An 18,647-nucleotide genomic window follows, 5' to 3' on the forward strand; every position below is an offset into this window, starting at 1 on the left:
GATGGTAGGGGACAATGGCAACTTGGAAGCGGACTCGTGGATTTTGGGTTTCCGTCATACTGGCCTTCGCCTTTTTCGCTGTTGTCGAGTGGTTGATTGCAAGCGGGACGCTCAATGTGTTTTATGTGAACACCCTCTTTTTCATGGCGATCAATGTCATGCTGGCCGCGAGCCTTCACTTGATCATCGGCATCACCGGGCAGTTTTCGATTGGACATGCCGGCTTTTTCGCCGTCGGCGCTTACGCTTCAGCCGTCATGACGATGAAGTTGCAGCTGCCGTTTGCGGTCGGCGTCTTGACCGCCGGGGTGGCGGCGATGCTCGCCGGACTCATCATCGGCGTGCCGAGCTTGCGCTTAAAAGGGGACTACTTGGCGATCGCCACGCTTGGGTTTGGCGAAATTGTCCGCATCGCGCTCTTGAACATCGATTACGTCGGCGGGGCGAGCGGCATGACGGTGACGCATATGACGACATGGCCGTGGGTGTTCGCCTGCCTGTTTGTCACGATTTTGGTGATCGCCAACTTCACGAACTCGACGCACGGACGGGCGTGCATCTCGATTCGCGAGGATGAAATCGCCGCCGATGCCATGGGGATCAACACGACGTATTACAAAGTGGCGGCGTTCGCGATCGGTTCGTTTTTCGCCGGCATCGCCGGGGCGCTGTACGCGCATCACTTTTACATCATCCAGCCGTCGAACTTCGGCTTTTTAAAATCGTTTGACATTTTGATTTTCGTCGTGCTCGGCGGGCTCGGCAGCCTATCCGGAGCCGTGGTCGCGGCGGTGTTGCTGACGATCGTTTCGACGTTCTTGCAAAACTATCCGGAAACACGGATGATCATTTACAGCATCGTGCTGATTTTGGTGATGCTGTACCGTCCAACCGGGCTGATGGGGACGAAAGAACTATCTTCGCTCTTCAAATGGCGGAAGGCAGCGCAGGGAGGAATGAACCATGGCGGCAAAAACACCGTTGCTTAAGGCGGAAAACGTCGGCATCCAGTTTGGCGGGCTGAAGGCGCTCTCTGGTGTAACGATGGAGCTGTATCAAGGGGAGCTCATCGGGCTCATCGGCCCGAACGGCGCAGGAAAAACGACGCTGTTTAACTTGTTGACGGGCGTGTATGTGCCGACGGAAGGGCGGATTCTGCTTGACGGCGAGACGTTGAACGGCCTGCCGCCGTATAAAATTACACGCCAAGGGATCAGCCGCACGTTTCAAAACATTCGCCTGTTTGGCGAGCTGTCGGTTTTGGATAACGTGAAAGTCGCTTACCATGCGCACGCCCGCCATTCGATGCTGAGCTCCATTCTCCGTCTCCCCTCCCATTTCCGCGGCGAACAGGAAATGGAAGAGAAGGCGGTCGAGTTCTTAAAAATTTTCCAGCTTGACGGCGTCATGCATGAGAAGGCGAAAAACTTGCCGTACGGCCAGCAGCGGCGGCTCGAGATCGCCCGGGCGCTGGCGGCGCAGCCGAAGGTGCTTTTGCTTGACGAGCCGGCCGCTGGCATGAACCCGCAAGAGACGAAAGAATTGATGAAGTTGATCGCGTTCATTCGCGAACGGTTTGCCTTGACGATTTTGTTGATTGAGCATGACATGTCGCTTGTGATGGGCATATGCGAGCGCATTTACGTGTTGGATCACGGCCAGCTGATCGCCGAAGGCACGCCGGAACAAGTGCGCAGCAACCCGAAAGTGATCGAGGCTTACCTTGGCGAGGAGGTGTCGTGACGTGTTGAAAGTAGATGGAATCGATGTGTTTTACGGCAACATTCATGCCTTAAAAGGTGTGTCGCTTGAGGTGAACAAAGGTGAAATCGTCACGCTGATCGGCGCAAACGGCGCCGGCAAAACGACGCTGCTGAAAACCATCTCCGGGCTGTTGAAGCCGAAAAACGGCGACATCGTCTACGAAGGGGCCTCGATCGCCGGCAAGGCGGCGCAGTGGATCGTGAAGCAAGGCATTTCCCATGTGCCGGAAGGGCGGCGGGTGTTTGCCAACATGACGGTCGAGGAAAACTTGGAGCTCGGTGCGTTTTTGCGCAAAGACAAAGACGGCATTCAACAAGATTTTGCCAAAGTCTTTCAGCTGTTTCCCCGCCTTGAGGAGCGGCGCAAGCAATTGGCCGGCACGCTCTCGGGCGGCGAGCAGCAAATGCTTGCCATCGGCCGCGCGCTCATGGCTCGTCCAAAGCTGCTTTTGCTTGACGAACCGTCGATGGGGCTCGCACCGCTGCTTGTCAAGACGATTTTTCGCATCATTCAGGAAATCAATGAGTCAGGGACGACGATTTTGCTTGTCGAGCAAAACGCCCATATGGCCCTCTCGATCGCCGATCGCGCCTATGTCCTCGAATCGGGCCGCGTCGTCTTGTCGGGAACGGCGGCTGAGCTGCAGGCGAGTGAACAAGTGAAGCAGGCGTATTTGGGCGGGCATTGAGAGCGGCCCGCAGAGGAAGACGGGGATGTATGCAAGGCGGTCCGAATGCTTTGAAATCAGTGGGCAGAGGAAGAAGGAGCCCTGTATTTGCAGCGGCTGTATAGATGCCATTTGGAGTTTTTACCGAGTATTTGATCGACTGTCGGGCGACCGAACCACGCCGCTTCCAGGCCCATATACGGGTCTGTGAAGCAGGCGGTTGTTCGGTCTTAAGGCTGATCCAAAACGCACTCGCGTTTTGGATCAGCCCCTTTTCTTATGGCGGCATAGACGCGTGAAATGATATGCGGCGTTGAACCGTTTTTCGGGTTGAGCCGATCCCCAAACTCGTTCAATCGCTCCTCGCCGCCTGACGGAAAACAGCTCACTTGGCTTTTCTAGCGGCGCCGTTGTTGTTGCCGCTCCGCCCGCTCCCACGCTTTTAGGTGCGGATACGGGTCAAACGCCCATTCGGTGTAGCCGTTGTCTTTGTACATGCCGTAGTGAAGGTGGGGCGGAAATTTCCCCGCCGTGCCGGGCGGGCCGTAGCCGGAGCTGCCGACCGAGCCGATGATCGTTCCCGGTTCGACGATTTGTCCCTCGCGAAGATCGGCGGCGAAGCCGTTCAAATGGGCGAAGTAATGGTACGTGTTGTTGATGTCGCGAATGCCGACGCGCCAGCCGCCGTATTTGTTCCAGCCTTTCAATTCGACGATGCCGTAGCACGTCGAGCGGACCGGAACCCCGTAGCCGGCGAAAATGTCGGTTCCTTCATGAATGCGCCGCCCGCCCCAGCCGCGCGCATCCCCCCACGTATCGCGGTAGCTGTAATTCGCCCGCAACGGAAGTGGAAACACATGGTTGTCCAATTTCAATGTCTGATACTTTTTATAAATTTTTACTTTTCCTAAAATCAGGTCGACCGTCTTGGCGCGTTGGTAATAGTTCCAAAGCGCGATTTTGATCTGGCGATGGTCGATGCCGTACGTCTGCAAATAGCGGGCTATGGCCATGATGACGTCGTCATCATCATCCGCCCGCGCATGGCCGTCGCCGTCACCGTCCACGCCAAGGCCGCCGAACTGGGAGATGGTGAACGGATTCGTATCGTGCGGGTTTTTGTTCAGCGGCCCAGCCCATATGTCCGGCCTGATGTAAATGCCGAGAACGCCGGTCGGTTTGGGCAAATCGCGGCGCACGTGCCGGATATTTCGCTCATACTGGTCAATGGCGGCGAAGTAGTACCATGGAATCAAGGAGACGGCTTCCGCTTTTTTGTACAGCTCCATTCGCTTTTCATACACCGCCTCTTCCTGTTCTGCCGCGGAAGCCGCTCCAGCGGCGATCCACAGCACCGCTGCCGCTGATATGGCGGCAAGCCATCGATGCACGCGTATTCCCCCTTTCCGCCCGTTTCCTACTGTTTAGTTTGGAGAGAAACGCCCGTTTCATAAATGTAAAAAGGAGGAAACTCGCTTGGCTGGGCGATTTCTTTTTGTTTTTCCGCGCTTTTCATTTATAATGAAAAATGAACAATCCTCGACAAGTGGAGTGAGAACGATGGCGACAAAAGAAGAACATGTCCGCAAGCCGGACTGGTTGAAAATTAAGCTGAATACGAATGAGCATTATGTCGGGTTGAAGAAGCTCATGCGGGAAAACCGTTTACATACCGTGTGCGAAGAGGCGAAGTGTCCGAACATTCACGAATGCTGGGCGGTTCGGCGGACGGCGACGTTTATGATTTTAGGCAACGTCTGCACGCGCGCGTGCCGCTTTTGCGCCGTCAAAACCGGGCTGCCGACGGAGCTCGATTGGCAGGAGCCGGAACGCGTCGCGGAATCGGTTCGCATCATGAACTTAAAGCACGTCGTCGTCACCGCTGTCGCCCGCGATGACTTGAAAGACGGCGGAGCGGCCGTATTCGCCGAAACGGTGCGCGCCATCCGCCGGAAAAATCCGTTCACGACGATCGAGGTGCTGCCGTCGGATATGGGCGGGGTGTATGAAAACTTAAAAATTTTGATGGACGCCCGCCCGGATATTTTGAACCATAACATTGAAACGGTGCGCCGCCTGACGCCAAGAGTGCGCGCGCGGGCGACGTACGAGCGCTCGCTTGAGTTTTTGCGGCGCGCGAAAGAACTGCAGCCGGACATTCCGACGAAGTCGAGCATCATGGTCGGCCTTGGGGAAACGAAAGAGGAAATCATTGAAGCGATGGATGACTTGCGCGCCAACCATGTCGATATTTTGACGATCGGCCAGTATTTGCAGCCGACGAAAAAACATTTGAAGGTCATGAAATATTACCACCCGGACGAGTTTCAAGAGCTGAAAGAAATCGCGTTAAGCAAAGGGTTCAGCCATTGTGAAGCCGGTCCGCTCGTCCGCTCCTCGTACCATGCTGACGAGCAGGTGAATGAAGCGGCGAAAGCGCGGCAGTTGAAAGCGTAACATCCAACGAACGGCGCAAAAGCAAGCGTTGTTTCAGCGGCTGAAAGCATCATTCCGGCCAGATGAACGCGAAGAAACGGTCATGCCTTTCATAACGAAGGCAGACCGTTTCTTTTCCTCAGCGTTCCGCTTTTGTCGCCCGCGGCGTGCCGTCGCGGAAATCGCGGTCCAGTTCATCGTTGGTTTCGTTGATCATTTCGCCGTTTTCATTTTCCCCGTCGCTCAGTTTTTTTCCTTGTGGATATTTCAACATCCGCTGAATCGTGGCATCGAGAATTTGATCGATGTTGCGCGTGTTCGAATCAAGGCGCCCGAAGCGCTCGATGTCCTTCATCAGCTGTGGATTGTCGGCGACATACACATGGTAGTAGCGGGGAACGACGGAAAGCGCCGTTTTTTTCACTTGATCGGCCGTTTGCTGCCGGTTGCTCGTGTCCGCGTCATACACGACGAGCACTTCCTCATCCGTGACGAGTGTGGCGACGTCTTTCACGCCCGGCAGCTGGGTGCACAATTTGCTGATCAAATCCGCTGCTTTCTCGCGGTTGAAGGACGGCATGTCGTTATAGCCGTTTGCATCGCCGAGGATCGGGCTTTTTTGATGGCGAACGTAGCCGAAGTTATTCATCGGCGTGTCATCGCCGTTGGGCACCCCGTTTTCATTGTACAGCTCGTTGCGGTCGGTGACATTGATCGTGTTGCCGCTCCGCTTGTAAATGTCGGTGTTTTCGTCCTGAGCCGTCTGCGCGCAGCCGGCGAGGGCGAGGGCCGTCCCGAACGCAACGGCCAGCCATGGTTGTCTCATCGTCAGCACCCCCTTCGCTTTTAGGGTGGCACCGGGAGGTTCGTTTGATGACAGTAATTGATTGGGTGCGATGCATCGTTTATGATGGAAGTGGAAAGGCGAGGTGAGAACAGTGATTTGCATTAACAATCATTGTTACGAGCTGGTGGAAAATGTGAAAAACGCCTTTAATGAAGAAGCCTTTCGCGCCCGATACGCGGACATTTTGGCGAAGTACGACTACATCGTTGGGGACTGGGGGTACAACCAGCTCCGCCTGCGCGGTTTTTTTGATGACCATAACCAAAAAGCGACGTACGATACGAAAATCAGCACGTTGTCGGAATATTTGTATGAATATTGCAATTTCGGCTGCGCGTACTTTGTGTTGCGCAAGGTGAAACGATAACCGCGCCAGCGGACCGCGGCGGCGCGGGAGAAGAGGCGGGAGCAAGAAACCGCTGTGCGGCGAAGGGCTCGCAAGGCGGGAAGATGACTCGCGGACAGACAAAAGACGGCGCGACATTCCTCATCGCTGCCGCATGGCGAGACGGCAAACACGGCAGCCGCCATAGGCTGGGCGGCTGCTCGGTTTCTTTCGCTGCCCTGCTGAATGTCAAGGCTGCTCTTCCGTTTCATTGTACGGAAACTGTTCGCTGCTGCGCGGATCATCGTGCGGCGGGTGGGCGGCTGGGTCGCGCCTTGGAATGTTTTGGTGGAACGATTTGAACTCGTAGTTGAAGGCGCTGTAATACCGCTGTCCTTCTTGCCAAGGCGTGCTTTTGTTTTCGACCGGCGCGTCATCGCGGCGCGGCGAGCCGTACGGCCCTTCTGGGAACTCTTCAGCGGTCAAGAAATGGCGCTGTTTCTCAACGGCGGAAAAATCGGCGTATGTTTCCCGTTCCGCCATTCGTCTCACCTTCCTTCGCTCGTGGGTTGTTTCATAAGATGCCCGAAACCGAGGAAGGTTATGAGAGATATTCCTCTAAAAAAGCGCGCAAATCGTTGGCATCTTGTTCATGAAGCTGATAAGCGTGCTCGATATAGCCTGGCTCCTCTAAATCGTCGCGCCCGAGAATGGCAAAGCGGTTGCCTTGCAAGTCGAGCACAAGCCACTTTCCGTAAAAACGATCCGTTTCGATGAGCGCCAAATCAAACCGCTGCCGCTCGCCGACAAAGCTGACGAAGCGGACGGCCGCTTCGACGGTGTCATCGTATAAGTAGAACCGTTCACTCATCTTCAAGCCCCCTTATTCGTCCGTCTACGTTCATCATAACAGATGGTCGGTGAAAACGGGAGAAGGCAAATCGCACAAAGGAACGAGGAGGATGACGGATGTATTTTGTTGATCGCAAAAAGCTGGAAGAAACGCTCAGCTACATGGAACAAATGATGGCTCTCTACAAGGCGGAAGAACGTTGGGACGAACCGCTCCGGCAATTGGCGCTCGAGCGGATCGCTCATGTCGTCATCGAGGCGGTGTTGGACGTCGGCAACGCCATGATCGACGGGTTCATTATGCGCGACCCGGGAAGCTACAACGACATCATCGACATTTTGGCGGATGAACGAGTGATTTCAACTGCGGATGCCGACCGATTGAAAGCGTTCATCGCCCATCGGAAAATGCTTGTGCACGAATATGCACGCGTCGATCATGCGAAATTGCTCGCTGATCTGAACGAACATTTGCCGGCGCTTGAAGCGTATCCGAAGGCGGTGCGCGCTTACCTTGAAAGCGAGCTTGGCCCGGTGTCGGCGTTTCGCAATTGATGGCGGGAAAGGGGAGCGAATGCATTGAAACGATACAACGGCTACCTCATCGATTTGGACGGAACGATGTACCGCGGCGCGGAATGCATCGCTGAGGCGCGGACGTTTGTCAACGAGCTGCACCGCCGCGGCATTCCGTATTTGTTTGTCACGAACAATTCGTCGCGCACACCGGCGCAAGTGGCGGAAAAACTGCGTTCGTTCGGCGTGCCGGCCGAGGAGAAGCATGTGTTTACGACAAGCCAAGCGACGGCGAATTATATTTTTGAAAAAAAACCGGATGCTTCTGTGTATATGATCGGTGAAGAAGGGCTCCAAACCGCCTTGGCGGCGAAAGGATTCCGCTTTGCCGGGGAAGAGGCGGATGTTGTTGTCATCGGCATTGACCGGCAAATTACATATGAAAAGTTCGCTGTCGCTTGTCTTGCGGTTCGAAATGGAGCGATGTTCATCTCCACCAACGGCGACATCGCCTTGCCGACGGAGCGCGGATTGCTTCCGGGCAACGGGGCGCTGACGTCGGTTGTCGCCGTATCGACGCAGGTGCAGCCGACGTTTATCGGCAAGCCGGAAAAAATCATTATGGAGCAGGCGCTTAAAGTGCTCGGCGTCCCGAAGGAGGAGGTGCTGATGATCGGCGACTATTATGAAACGGATATTTTAGCCGGCATGAATGCCGGCATCGATACGCTTTTAGTCCATACGGGCGTTACGACAAAAGACATGCTCGCCCGCTATGAACGGCAGCCGACGTATACGGCCGATTCGCTTTTGGAATGGCTTGAACGCTTATAAACAACGCCGCTTTGCCAAAAAAGGCAAGGCGGCGTTTCATGTTGTCTGTGCGGACGGAGAGCGCGCATAGGCGGCGTCGGCGTTATTCCGCGTTGGCGGCCCGATGCGCCAGGCGGCTTGACGCCGCCGCGGCGATGGCGCCGACGATGTCGTCCAAAAACGTGTTGCATTTGCCGGTCGATTTATCATTTAAATATTGTAAAATGCCCGGTTTTTGCTTATCGATGTATCCATAGTTCGTAAACCCGATCGACCCGTATACGTTGACGATCGACAGCGCCAAAATTTCGTCGACGCCATACAGCCCTTCATCACGGCGGATGATCGACTGCAGCGGCTCATCGAGCCGGCCGTCTTCCGCCAGTTTATCCAATTGGATGCCGGTTAAAATTGCGTTTTGCACTTCACGCTTGGAAATGACGCGGTTGACGTTTTCGATGCACTCGTCCATCGTTAAATCGGGATGATATTTTGATTGCAAATAATAAACGAGCTCTGCGATTTTTTCCACGGTCACTCCGCGTTCTTCCAGCCAACGGCGGGCGGTTTGTTCGAGATTGTTCATGCTCATGGGTTTCACCTGTTTCTTTTTAGAAAGTCGTTTTCTATATATATGTATCATCTCATAAATCAGTCCGTCATATAAAGAAAAATGCTCACCGGCTTTTTTGGCGCCTGCGCGCATATATAAAAAATAGCCCCTTTTTCCGCGGCTGTATGGTTGCCGGCCCCGCACGGCCCTGTTTCGCGCTGGGGCGGAATCGGGGGCATCGATGGGGGAGACGACGGAGCGGAATGGGCGGGATGGATCGTTTCGGCACATAAGGAGGCTTAGCGATGGAAGAATGGGTGCGTGAACAGTACGGCATGCGCGTCGAGCGGGTGGAGCGAAGAGGGAGGCATACAGCGTTTTGGCATAAAGAAGGGCGTTTTTTGCTCGTTCCCGCTGATGGACGGAACGAAGCCGAGATGGAAGAACGCCAGCAAATGAGCCGCTATTTGCGGGCAAAAGGAGTGGACGGAGTCGGAGAGCTGGTCAAAACGACGTCCGGAACGTATATCGCCCCCTATCATGGACAGCCGTTGGTGCTCGTTCGCGCTCCGCTTCCGGCGGCTCGCTTTCGTTCGCTCGGAAGGGAACTGGCGGTGATGCATGAATGCGGGAGAACATGTCCATGGCCGATCATCGCCTGCCGGCGCATCGGCCAGTGGCGGGAGCTGTGGGCGAAGCGGATCGACCAAATGGAGGCGTTTTGGTCGAGCAAGCTCGCTTCCGGGCCGTCGTCGCCGTTTGATTGTCTGTTTATCGAATCGTTCCCGTATTATTTAGGCTTGGCGGAAAACGCGGTGCAATACGTGGCGGATACGGAGATTGACGAAGAACCGGGACGCATCGATTACGCGGCGTTTTGCCATGAGCGTCTCCCCAAGGCGGAGTGGGTTGGGGGGATCGAAGCGAAGCTGCCGACCGATTGGGTGTATGACCATTGCGCCCGGGATTTGGCAGAATGGGTGCGCCATTTATACGAAAAGAGCGGACTTGGTTGCCAGCGGGCGGTGCGTCAGTTTTTTCAAGAGTATGAACATGCGGCGCGGCTGTCGCCGTTTGCTTGGCGGCTCGTTTACGGAAGGTTGTTGTTTCCACTTTCATATTTTGAATGTGTCGAGGCGTACTATATCGCTGCGGACGAGAGCGAACGGTCAAGGCGGGAGGGAGAGCTGCGGCGCCTGCTCGATCGATCGCATGAATATGAACGATTTTTGGCCGCGTTTGCCAAGATCGCTGGCATCTCGAGCCACATTCGCCTGCCGGCAGTCGAGTGGCTGCCGCCGGCGTAACGTAAGGGAAGACAACTTCCCGCTTTTTTTGGCCAAAACGAACAAACGCCCGCTTCCCTGTCGATGACATCCACGGACAACTTTCCGTTTTTTTTCGTCTAAAGTTGTGATAAGATTTAGAAAAAAAAAGTGAGGGGCTGCATCATGACGAAGCCGTACATATTCATTACGCGGAAATTGCCCGAGGACGTGGTCGAGCCGCTTTTGTCCACCGCCGAGGTCGACATGTGGCCGCATGAGGACGTGGCCGTGCCGCACGATGTGCTTGTGGAAAAGGCCAAGCGGGCGACGGCCATCTTGCCGATGGTGTCCGATCCGATTGATGAAGCCGTCTTGTCCGCTGGTTCGGCGCTCAAAATCGTTGCCAACATGGGAGTGGGGTATGACAACATCGATGTTCCGGTGGCGACGAAGCGCGGCATTGTCGTGTGCAACACGCCGGGCGTGTTGACCGATACGACGGCCGATTTGACGTTTGCGCTTTTATTGGCCACCGCCCGCCGCCTCGTGGAAGCGGCTGAATTTTTGAAGGAAGGGAAATGGAAAAGCTGGAGCCCGTTTTTGCTCGCCGGCGCCGATGTCCATCATAAAACGATCGGCATCGTCGGCATGGGAAACATCGGCCAGGCGGTGGCGAAGCGGGCGAAAGGGTTTGACATGAACATTTTGTATTACAACCGCTCCCGACGTCCGGAGGCGGAAGAGAAGCTTGGCGCCGTCTATCGGCCGTTTGCTGATTTGCTTTCGGAGAGCGATTTTGTCGTCTGTTTGACGCCGCTCACGCCCGAGACGCACCATTTGTTCAACCGCGAGGCGTTTCGGCAAATGAAGAAGTCGGCGATTTTCATTAACGCGGCGCGCGGCGCGGTCGTCGATGAACAGGCGCTGTATGAGGCGCTCGTTCAAGGGGAGATCGCCGCGGCGGGATTGGATGTGTTTGAACACGAGCCGGTTGCGGCCGATCACCCGCTCGTGGCGCTGCCGAATGTCGTCGCCTTGCCGCATATCGGCAGCGCCACGTACGAAACGCGGCGGGCGATGATGACGTTGGCGCGCGACAACATCCTTGCCGTGCTTGAAGGAAGGCCGCCGTTGACGCCGGTGAATCGGCCGGCGTAAGGTTTTCCGCGGCGGCGGTGGGCGCGGGCACATCGTTCGGTGCAAAAGTTTTCGTTGCCAAATGGCCGATCGTCTTTTATAATGTCTACTATAAAAATACAAATGTCTACTGTGTGTAAACAGAAGGGGCGGGGAAGATGGAAAAACCGATTTTGGTTGGCTTGTTAGGATTAGGAACCGTTGGAAGCGGCGTGGTCAAAATTATTGAAAATCACCAAGAAAAATTGATGCATCAAGTCGGGTGCCCAGTGAAGGTGAAAAAAATTCTTGTCCGGGATGTACAGAAACCGCGCGATGTCCAGGTCGATCCGGCGCTGCTGACAACGAGCGCCGCCGAGGTGATCGACGATCCGGATGTTGATGTCATCATCGAAGTGATGGGCGGCATTGAGGAGACAAAAGAGCTGCTGCTGCGGGCGCTGCGCCAAGGAAAGCATGTCGTGACCGCGAACAAAGACGTCATGGCGGTCTACGGTTCAGAGTTGCTTCGGGTGGCGGCGGAGCATCAATGCGATTTGTTTTATGAAGCGAGCGTCGCCGGCGGCATTCCGATTTTGCGCAGCTTGGTCGATGGTTTGGCGTCGGACCGGATTACGAAGCTCATGGGCATTGTGAACGGGACGACGAACTACATTTTGACGAACATGGCGCAAAACGGCGCCTCCTATGAAGCGGCGCTCGCGGAAGCGCAGGCGCTCGGGTTCGCGGAAGCCGATCCGACGTCAGACGTCGAAGGGCTGGATGCGGCGCGGAAAATGGCGATTTTGGCCCGCCTTGGCTTTTCCATGGACATCGACTTGGACGATGTGCAAGTGAAAGGCATCACCCACGTGACGGAAGAAGATTTAAACTATGGGAAGCGGCTCGGCTACACGATGAAATTGATCGGCATCGCCCAGCGCGACGGGCAGAAGGTCGAGGTGAGCGTTCAGCCGACGTTTTTGCCGGATTCGCATCCGTTGGCGTCCGTGCACAACGAATACAATGCGGTGTATGTATACGGCGAAGCGGTCGGGGAGACGATGTTTTATGGGCCGGGCGCCGGCAGCTTGCCGACGGCGACGGCGGTTGTCTCCGACTTGGTCGCGGTGATGAAAAACATGCGCCTTGGCGTCAACGGCCGCTATGCTGTCGCGCCGCAATATGAAAAACAGTTGAAGACGCCGGCGGAGATTTTCTCGAAATACTTTTTGCGTATTCACGTCAAAGACCAGGTCGGCGCGTTTGCCAAAATTACGACGCTGTTTTCCGAGCGCGGGGTGAGCTTTGAGAAAATTTTGCAGCTGCCGCTGAAAGAAGACGGCTTGGCGGAAATCGTCATCGTCACGCATGATGCCTCGCAGCAAGACTACCAAGACATTTTGCAGCAGCTCGGCGATTTGGAGATCGTCGAACGGGTGCAAAGCTCGTATCGGGTGGAAGGGGAGAAACGGCCATGACATGGAAAGGGCTGCTTGACGCCTACGGCGATTTTTTGCCGCTCACGGCGGCGACGCCGAGGCTGTCGCTTTGCGAAGGGAATACGCCGCTCATCCCGCTGCCGCGGCTGTCGGAAGAGCTTGGGATTACGCTTTACGTCAAGGTCGAAGGGGCGAACCCGACTGGTTCGTTTAAAGACCGCGGCATGGTGATGGCGGTGGCGAAGGCGAAAGAGGAAGGAAGCCATACGATCATTTGCGCCTCCACCGGCAACACGTCCGCTTCAGCGGCCGCCTATGCGGCGCGCGCCGGCATGCGTTGCCTCGTCGTCGTGCCGAACGGAAAGATCGCCCTCGGCAAGTTGGCGCAAGCGGCGATGTATGGCGCAGACATTTTTGCCATTGACGGCAACTTTGATGAGGCGCTCAACATGGTGCGCCGGCTGAGCGAAACGGCGCCGATTACGCTCGTCAACTCGGTCAACCCGTACCGGATCGAAGGGCAAAAAACGGCGGCGTTTGAAGTATGCGATCAGCTTGGGCGCGCCCCGGACGTGCTCGCGATTCCGGTCGGCAACGCCGGCAACATCACCGCTTATTGGAAAGGGTTTAAGGAGTACCATGAAGCGAAAGGGACGGGCTTGCCGCAAATGCGCGGCTTTGAAGCGGAAGGAGCGGCGGCGATCGTCCGCAATCAAGTGATTGAACAGCCGGAGACGGTGGCGACGGCGATTCGCATCGGCAACCCGGCGAGCTGGGAAAAAGCGGTCGAAGCGGCGAACGAGTCGCGCGGGAAAATCGATGAAGTGAGCGATGCGGACATTTTGGCCGCCTACAAGCGGCTCGCCCGGACGGAAGGCGTGTTCGCCGAGCCGGCGTCATGCGCGGCGATCGCCGGGGTCATCAAACAGCGCGAGCGGAACGAAATCGAACGCGGCAGCCTCGTCGTCGCGGTTCTCACTGGCAACGGATTGAAAGACCCGGCCATCGCCTTGGAGACCGCGGCGATCGAACCGATCGTGCTGCCGAACGATGAACAAGTTGTCTTGGAGCATTTGCAAGGGGTTGTCCGGGCATGAAAGAAGACGAGATGTTGAAGATCGTCGTCCCGGGAAGCACGGCGAACTTAGGGCCTGGGTTTGACTCGATCGGGCTCGCGATCAATCGCTATTTGACGCTTGACGTCCGCTTGGCGGATGCATGGTCGTTTGCGCCGAAAACGGCGGAAGTGAGCGGCATTCCGCGCGGGACGGACAATTTGGTGTATCAAGTGGCGGCGGAGACGGCGGATGTTTACGGCCGCCGGCTGCCGAGCTGCTCGGTGGAAGTGTCCAGCGACATTCCGTTTACGCGCGGGCTCGGGAGCAGCGCGGCGGCGGTCGTCGCCGGCATTGAGCTCGCCGACGCGCTGCTTGGGCTTCAGTTGTCGCGCGAACAAAAGATGGAGCTGGCCGCTCGCTATGAAGGCCACCCGGACAATGTCGGCGCCTCGTTGTACGGGGGGCTGGTCATCGGCTGCTGCCGCGGTTCGGGCGTCGATGTCGTCCATATTCCACAATTGGATGTGGAGCTTGTCGCTATTATTCCGGAGTATGAACTAGAAACGAAAAAGGCGCGCGGACAGCTGCCGGAGCAATGGCCGAGAGAGCGCGCTGTCGAGGCGAGCGCCGTCAGCAACGTTCTTGTCGCCGCGTTGCTTACAAAAAACTGGAAGCTGGCCGGCCGGATGATGGCGGCTGATTTGTTCCACCAGCCGTACCGAAAACCGCTCGTTCCAGAACTCGAGCGGGCCGAGGCGCTCGCTGAGGAATACGGGGCGATCGGCGCGGCGCTGAGCGGAGCGGGGCCGACGGTGCTCGTCTTTGCCGAACCAGGCCAAGGAGAGCGGCTCGCGCGCCGGCTGCACCCGCATTTTCCGGCGTGCGAAATCGCGCGTCTTTCCGTCGAGCCGCGCGGCAGCCGCGTCTACAAACTGGCGCTTGAAGCTTGAACCTTGTTGGGGCGCCGGCGCGAACAGAAGTCCGTTCAGCGGCTTGGCCGTTTCGCCGCCGCGCTTGGGAGCGGGTGAAAGATATGACGGTTTTCCTTGCACAACTTAGCAAAGAAACAAAAACGGAGAAGCGCCCGATCAAGGCGGGTTGTGGCTGCCCATCACCAGCCTTCCCGTCGGCTCGCCGCCCCGCTGGCGATAAAAAAATCCGAACAGCGGCCGCTGTTCGGATTTTTCATAATTAAAACACTTGTTCCACTTCGACGACGCCCGGCACTTCTTCAAACAAAGCGCGCTCAATTCCGGCTTTGAGCGTAATCGTCGAGCTCGGGCAGCTGCCGCACGCGCCGAGGAGGCGAAGTTTGACTACGCCGTCTTCGACATCGACGAGTTCGCAGTCGCCGCCGTCGCGAAGCAGGAATGGACGCAGTTTATCTAAAACTTCTTGCACTTGTTCTTTGATTTCTTGATCCGTCATTTCCATCGACTCCTTTCCTTAGTTTTTATTATAATCATGGTGACAAAAAAAATCTAATGATAAATTTTGCTTTTGCAAAGGGTGACAACGATGACATTCAAGCCGGTTGAAATTTGTGTGTACGGGGCCGACGTCATTTGCCCGGCATGCGTGCAGTTGCCGTCGTCGAAAGAAACGTACGAGTGGCTCGAGGCCGCGCTGCGCCGCAAGTATCCCGGTCAGCCGTTTGTGATGACGTACGTCGACATTTTTGCGCCGCCGGCCGATGACGAGGAGAAGCGGGAGCTCGCGCAGACGATTGTCGAAGAAGATTGGGTGTATCCGGTCGTGGTGATCGAAGGCAATGTCGTCGCCGAAGGCAACCCGCGGCTCAAGGCGATTTGTGCAGAAATGGAAAAATTCGGGTATCAACCGTCGGCGCCGGAAGGGAAAAAGGCGGAATGAACTCCGCCTTTTTCGCTGAATAAAGGCCAGTCGTGCTGTCAGTACCCATGGTGGTGCTTATACATCCACAAAATGCCTGATTTCAACAAACGCGGCACCCGGCCGGTGAGTGGGCGGTCGGCGAGCAGGCCGAAGCCGTGCTTTTTGCCGAGCGAACCGAGAATGCCTTTTAATTTGATCGGCGGGAATTCGCTCGGCGGTTCTTCGCCGTTCCACCGTTTTTGCAGCACTTGGACGATTTGCTCGGCTTGCGCTTCGGCAAGTTGGGCGCTTGGCGAGTGCGGCAGGCTTGCACAGTCGCCGACGACGTAGGCGTTTTCATAGCCGGGGATGTGATGTCGCTTCGTCAGCACGACGCGGCCTTGCTTGTCCTTTTCGACATTCAGCTCGCGGACGACTCGGTTGGGTTGAATGCCGGCCGTCCAGACAATGACATCGCATTCCACCGGTTCGTCGTGGTTGTACAAGACGCCAGATTCGACTTTCGTTACGTTGGAGTTGCGGACGATTTCCACCTTGTGTTCAACGAACCAGCCTTCTACATAATCGCTCAACCGTTTCGGAAACATCGGCAAAATGCGCTCACCGCGGTCAAAGAGTTTAATGTGCAAGTCCGGGCGGCTCTCGGCCAGTTCGCTGGCCAGTTCGACGCCGCTCAATCCCGCGCCGACGATGCCGACCGTCGCTTTCGGCGGCAAGTTGTTCAACGCTTCGTAAGCGGCCCGCGCTTTGTCGATCGACTGGATGCTGTACGTATGCGCTTCGGCGCCAGGCACCCCATGGTATTTGTCTTCGCAGCCCAGCCCGATCACGACGTCGTCGTAGCGGACGTTGCTCCCATCCTTTAAATGGACGAGCTGCTTGTCGAGATCAATGGAGACGACTTCGCCGAATTGGTACGTCAGCTGCGGATGTTCCGGAAACGGGACGCGGATGTGATGGTCGCTGACCGTCCCCGCGGCCAACGCGTAATATTCCGTTTTTAGACAATGATACGGAACGCGGTCGATGAGGAGAATATGAATGTCGTTTGGCAATCCGTCCGGGAGGATGCGCTGCAAAATGCGCATATTGCCGTATCCTCCGCCAAGCAATACAAGTTGTCTCATCATGAAAAATCCCCTTTTGTCGAATTTCTAAAGCCGACAATACCATAGAAAAGTATAACGAAATTGTGACAAAAGAACAATCATTTTTCCGCTCCCTCGATCGAACGAGCATGTTCGTTGACGCCGCGCCCGAAAACCGCTACGATGGGAAGCAGGAAGGTGAATCGCACATGATATTGCCCATCATCGAATTTTGCATCAGCAACTTAGCGAGCGGGTCGCACAAAGCGATGGAACTGCTCGAAAAAGACCCGAACTTGGACATTATCGAATACAGCTGCTTAAGCTATTGCACCCGCTGCGCGGAAACGCCGTTTGCGCTCGTCAACGGCGAGTTTGTCAGCGGGGAAACGCCTGAGCAGCTTGTGGAAAATATTTACCGGCATCTCGAGGAAAATCCAATGTTTTAGCGAAAAAAAGGAGGATGTCCGCGATGCGGCATCCTCTTCAATGTATTATGAAAAAACGGGGGATATTCCCATTGTGCCCAGGAGATGCCGCTATTATACATACGAAGCGCAAAAAATGGTTAGGAGGGAGTCATGTGCGCTCGTTTTCGTTTACGAAAATGCATGGATTGGGTAATAACTACATATACGTTGATCTGTTCCGGGAAACATTGCCCGAGGAGGAGCTGCCGGCGATCGCCCGCAGCGTCGCCGACGTTCACACGGGCATCGGCTCCGACGGCTTGATTCTCATTTGCCCATCGGAGAAAGCGCCAGTCAAAATGCGCATTTTTAATAGCGACGGCTCGGAAGGGAAAAACTGCGGCAACGGCTTGCGTTGCGTGGCGAAATACGCGTACGAGCACGGCATCGTTCGCGACCGCACCTTTTTGATTGAAACGCTTTCCGGGCTGGTCGAAGCCCATGTTGTAGTGGCAGATGGCGAAGTGACAAGCGTGACGGTCGATATGGGCGAGCCGCGTCTTGAGCGCAGCGCCATTCCGATGGTTGGACCAAAAGCGGAGCGAGTCGTCGCCGAGCCGTTTTCCATCGCTGGGGGTGAATATGAAATTACGGCGGTGTCCATGGGCAACCCGCATGTGATCTTTTACGTCGATGACATCCAAAAAGCGCCGGTGACGACGCTTGGTCCGCTCGTCGAAAAAGATCCGCGCTTTCCAGAAGGGGTGAACGTCGAATTTGTCGAAGTGGTGAACGAGCGCGAGCTTCATTTTCGCGTCTGGGAGCGCGGCTCCGGCGTGACGCAGGCGTGCGGAACCGGGGCGTGTGCGGCAGTCGTCGCCTCCGTGCTAAACGGCAAAACGGCTCGCGGGGAGGAAACGGTCGTTCATTTGGCCGGCGGAGATTTAACAATTGTATGGGAGTATGACGGGCGCGTGCGCATGACCGGTCCGGCAGAGACGGTGTGCACCGGCGTTTATTACTACCGAGGCGGGCGGAACGGTTGAGCATCGAAAGGCAAAGACGGTATACTATGAAGTAAGACGGAAACCATTCAAGGGGATTCGCGCCATCCGAGTCGTCGGGTGAAAGCGGGCGAACCTGTCGAAAAACGGCCAAGTGGTTTGGCCAGTGTCAACCGTTAAAGGAGGGATTAGGAATGGCGGAAGCAGTCATTACGCTGACCGAAGCGGCAGCGTTTCAAATCAAGGATATGATGAAAGAGCAGGAAGAAGAGGGGGCGTACTTGCGGGTCGGCGTCCATGGCGGCGGTTGCAGCGGGCTTTCGTACGGCATGGGCTTTGACCATGAGCGGCGCGAGGATGACATCGAATTTGAGCAGCACGGCATCAAAATTTTGGTCGACCGCGACAGCGCGCCGATTTTACGCGGCACGATCATCGATTACAAGCAGTCTTTGCTTGGCGGTGGGTTTACGATCAACAATCCGAACGCTATTGCGACGTGCGGCTGCGGCTCATCGTTCCGCACAGCGACGAACGCCGGCACGCCGGAACAATGTTAAGCGGGCAGCGGGTCGGCGTCCATCCGCCCGGCAGAGGCAAACAGCCTTCGTGGTCGTCGGGCTCTTGAGAAGGC

23 protein-coding genes are annotated in these 18,647 nt (G+C 56.1%); 16 read left to right on the plus strand and 7 right to left on the minus strand.

Annotated features, from left to right (window positions below):
- Window positions 1–14 precede the first annotated feature (14 nt).
- Genes ETC05_RS10835 through ETC05_RS10845 form a run of 3 tightly spaced genes read left to right on the plus strand, consistent with a single transcriptional unit; the run spans window position 15 to window position 2,452 of the window.
- Window positions 15–989, plus strand: a complete 975-nt coding sequence (locus ETC05_RS10835) for a branched-chain amino acid ABC transporter permease (protein WP_031407307.1) — start codon at window positions 15–17, stop codon at window positions 987–989.
- On the plus strand, window positions 964–1,743 hold the full coding sequence (locus ETC05_RS10840; protein ID WP_031407309.1) for an ABC transporter ATP-binding protein: 780 nt from the start codon (window positions 964–966) through the stop codon (window positions 1,741–1,743). The genes ETC05_RS10835 and ETC05_RS10840 overlap by 26 nt, the downstream gene beginning before the upstream one ends.
- Before the next feature lies 1 nt (window position 1,744).
- Window positions 1,745–2,452: an ABC transporter ATP-binding protein gene (locus ETC05_RS10845; protein WP_031407311.1), complete on the plus strand. Its 708-nt coding sequence runs from the start codon at window positions 1,745–1,747 to the stop codon at window positions 2,450–2,452.
- A gap of 377 nt (window positions 2,453–2,829) precedes the next feature.
- Here the strand turns inward: ETC05_RS10845 and ETC05_RS10850 are convergent, their stop codons facing one another.
- The gene (locus ETC05_RS10850; protein ID WP_171660981.1) at window positions 2,830–3,822 is read right to left on the minus strand and encodes a M23 family metallopeptidase; all 993 of its coding nucleotides are present in this window, start codon (window positions 3,820–3,822) and stop codon (window positions 2,830–2,832) included.
- Between the two features lie 169 nt (window positions 3,823–3,991).
- Here ETC05_RS10850 and lipA point away from each other — a divergent pair, with 169 nt between their 5' ends.
- The gene (gene lipA, locus ETC05_RS10855; RefSeq protein WP_171660983.1) at window positions 3,992–4,888 is read left to right on the plus strand and encodes a lipoyl synthase; all 897 of its coding nucleotides are present in this window, start codon (window positions 3,992–3,994) and stop codon (window positions 4,886–4,888) included.
- A 118-nt stretch (window positions 4,889–5,006) separates the two neighbouring features.
- On the opposite strand, the gene ETC05_RS10860 is transcribed toward lipA, so the two are convergent.
- Window positions 5,007–5,693 (minus strand): YhcN/YlaJ family sporulation lipoprotein, encoded by a 687-nt coding sequence (locus tag ETC05_RS10860; RefSeq protein WP_031407317.1) that lies wholly within the window; start codon window positions 5,691–5,693, stop codon window positions 5,007–5,009.
- A gap of 112 nt (window positions 5,694–5,805) precedes the next feature.
- Here ETC05_RS10860 and ETC05_RS10865 point away from each other — a divergent pair, with 112 nt between their 5' ends.
- A complete protein-coding gene (locus tag ETC05_RS10865; protein ID WP_013144326.1) occupies window positions 5,806–6,081 on the plus strand; it encodes a YutD family protein in 276 nt (91 codons plus the stop codon).
- 207 nt (window positions 6,082–6,288) lie between these two features.
- On the opposite strand, the gene ETC05_RS10870 is transcribed toward ETC05_RS10865, so the two are convergent.
- Window positions 6,289–6,582, minus strand: coding sequence for a cytosolic protein (locus tag ETC05_RS10870; protein WP_171660985.1), 294 nt, complete (start codon window positions 6,580–6,582; stop codon window positions 6,289–6,291).
- 58 nt (window positions 6,583–6,640) lie between these two features.
- Window positions 6,641–6,910 carry a DUF3055 domain-containing protein gene (locus tag ETC05_RS10875; RefSeq protein WP_031407323.1) on the minus strand — a complete coding sequence of 90 codons (270 nt, stop codon included), beginning with the start codon at window positions 6,908–6,910 and terminating at the stop codon, window positions 6,641–6,643.
- Window positions 6,911–7,008: 98 nt separating this feature from the next.
- Here ETC05_RS10875 and hepT point away from each other — a divergent pair, with 98 nt between their 5' ends.
- Both hepT and ETC05_RS10885 read left to right on the plus strand, forming a co-directional pair.
- Window positions 7,009–7,446, plus strand: coding sequence for a type VII toxin-antitoxin system HepT family RNase toxin (hepT, locus tag ETC05_RS10880; protein WP_031407325.1), 438 nt, complete (start codon window positions 7,009–7,011; stop codon window positions 7,444–7,446).
- A gap of 24 nt (window positions 7,447–7,470) precedes the next feature.
- Window positions 7,471–8,241 (plus strand): TIGR01457 family HAD-type hydrolase, encoded by a 771-nt coding sequence (locus tag ETC05_RS10885; RefSeq protein WP_171660986.1) that lies wholly within the window; start codon window positions 7,471–7,473, stop codon window positions 8,239–8,241.
- 82 nt (window positions 8,242–8,323) lie between these two features.
- Here the strand turns inward: ETC05_RS10885 and ETC05_RS10890 are convergent, their stop codons facing one another.
- On the minus strand, window positions 8,324–8,806 hold the full coding sequence (locus tag ETC05_RS10890; protein ID WP_031407329.1) for a phosphatidylglycerophosphatase A family protein: 483 nt from the start codon (window positions 8,804–8,806) through the stop codon (window positions 8,324–8,326).
- A 272-nt stretch (window positions 8,807–9,078) separates the two neighbouring features.
- Between ETC05_RS10890 and yutH the strand changes: the two genes are divergently transcribed.
- From yutH to thrB, 5 genes are all read left to right on the plus strand, one after another.
- Window positions 9,079–10,080, plus strand: a complete 1,002-nt coding sequence (yutH, locus tag ETC05_RS10895; protein ID WP_031407331.1) for a spore coat putative kinase YutH — start codon at window positions 9,079–9,081, stop codon at window positions 10,078–10,080.
- Between the two features lie 144 nt (window positions 10,081–10,224).
- Window positions 10,225–11,199 carry a 2-hydroxyacid dehydrogenase gene (locus ETC05_RS10900; protein ID WP_171660987.1) on the plus strand — a complete coding sequence of 325 codons (975 nt, stop codon included), beginning with the start codon at window positions 10,225–10,227 and terminating at the stop codon, window positions 11,197–11,199.
- Window positions 11,200–11,336: 137 nt separating this feature from the next.
- Entirely contained in the window at window positions 11,337–12,638 is a 1,302-nt protein-coding gene (locus ETC05_RS10905; protein WP_171660988.1) for a homoserine dehydrogenase, read from the plus strand.
- Complete coding sequence (gene thrC / locus ETC05_RS10910; protein WP_171660989.1) at window positions 12,635–13,696, plus strand: threonine synthase; 1,062 nt, start codon at window positions 12,635–12,637, stop codon at window positions 13,694–13,696. Before ETC05_RS10905 ends, thrC begins: the two co-directional genes overlap by 4 nt.
- A complete protein-coding gene (gene thrB, locus ETC05_RS10915; RefSeq protein ID WP_171660990.1) occupies window positions 13,693–14,607 on the plus strand; it encodes a homoserine kinase in 915 nt (304 codons plus the stop codon). Before thrC ends, thrB begins: the two co-directional genes overlap by 4 nt.
- Before the next feature lie 241 nt (window positions 14,608–14,848).
- Here thrB and ETC05_RS10920 read toward each other — a convergent pair whose 3' ends face one another.
- The gene (locus ETC05_RS10920) at window positions 14,849–15,091 is read right to left on the minus strand and encodes a NifU family protein (protein WP_011232431.1); all 243 of its coding nucleotides are present in this window, start codon (window positions 15,089–15,091) and stop codon (window positions 14,849–14,851) included.
- Window positions 15,092–15,175: 84 nt separating this feature from the next.
- On the opposite strand from ETC05_RS10920, the gene ETC05_RS10925 reads away from it, so the two are divergent.
- A complete protein-coding gene (locus tag ETC05_RS10925; protein ID WP_031407342.1) occupies window positions 15,176–15,529 on the plus strand; it encodes a YuzD family protein in 354 nt (117 codons plus the stop codon).
- Between the two features lie 38 nt (window positions 15,530–15,567).
- On the opposite strand, the gene ETC05_RS10930 is transcribed toward ETC05_RS10925, so the two are convergent.
- Window positions 15,568–16,638 carry an NAD(P)/FAD-dependent oxidoreductase gene (locus ETC05_RS10930; RefSeq protein WP_171661009.1) on the minus strand — a complete coding sequence of 357 codons (1,071 nt, stop codon included), beginning with the start codon at window positions 16,636–16,638 and terminating at the stop codon, window positions 15,568–15,570.
- Window positions 16,639–16,811: 173 nt separating this feature from the next.
- Between ETC05_RS10930 and ETC05_RS10935 the strand changes: the two genes are divergently transcribed.
- The 3 genes from ETC05_RS10935 (at window position 16,812) to ETC05_RS10945 (ending at window position 18,573) form a co-directional block, all read left to right on the plus strand.
- Window positions 16,812–17,048 carry a YuzB family protein gene (locus ETC05_RS10935; protein ID WP_455350579.1) on the plus strand — a complete coding sequence of 79 codons (237 nt, stop codon included), beginning with the start codon at window positions 16,812–16,814 and terminating at the stop codon, window positions 17,046–17,048.
- Between the two features lie 134 nt (window positions 17,049–17,182).
- Window positions 17,183–18,055: a diaminopimelate epimerase gene (dapF, locus tag ETC05_RS10940; protein ID WP_031407348.1), complete on the plus strand. Its 873-nt coding sequence runs from the start codon at window positions 17,183–17,185 to the stop codon at window positions 18,053–18,055.
- Between the two features lie 152 nt (window positions 18,056–18,207).
- A complete protein-coding gene (locus ETC05_RS10945) occupies window positions 18,208–18,573 on the plus strand; it encodes a HesB/IscA family protein (RefSeq protein WP_031407349.1) in 366 nt (121 codons plus the stop codon).
- The last annotated feature ends 74 nt before the right edge of the window (window positions 18,574–18,647 follow it).

The sequence above is a fragment of the Geobacillus sp. BMUD genome, from assembly GCF_013096845.1.
GTDB classification, from domain to species: domain Bacteria; phylum Bacillota; class Bacilli; order Bacillales; family Anoxybacillaceae; genus Geobacillus; species Geobacillus vulcani.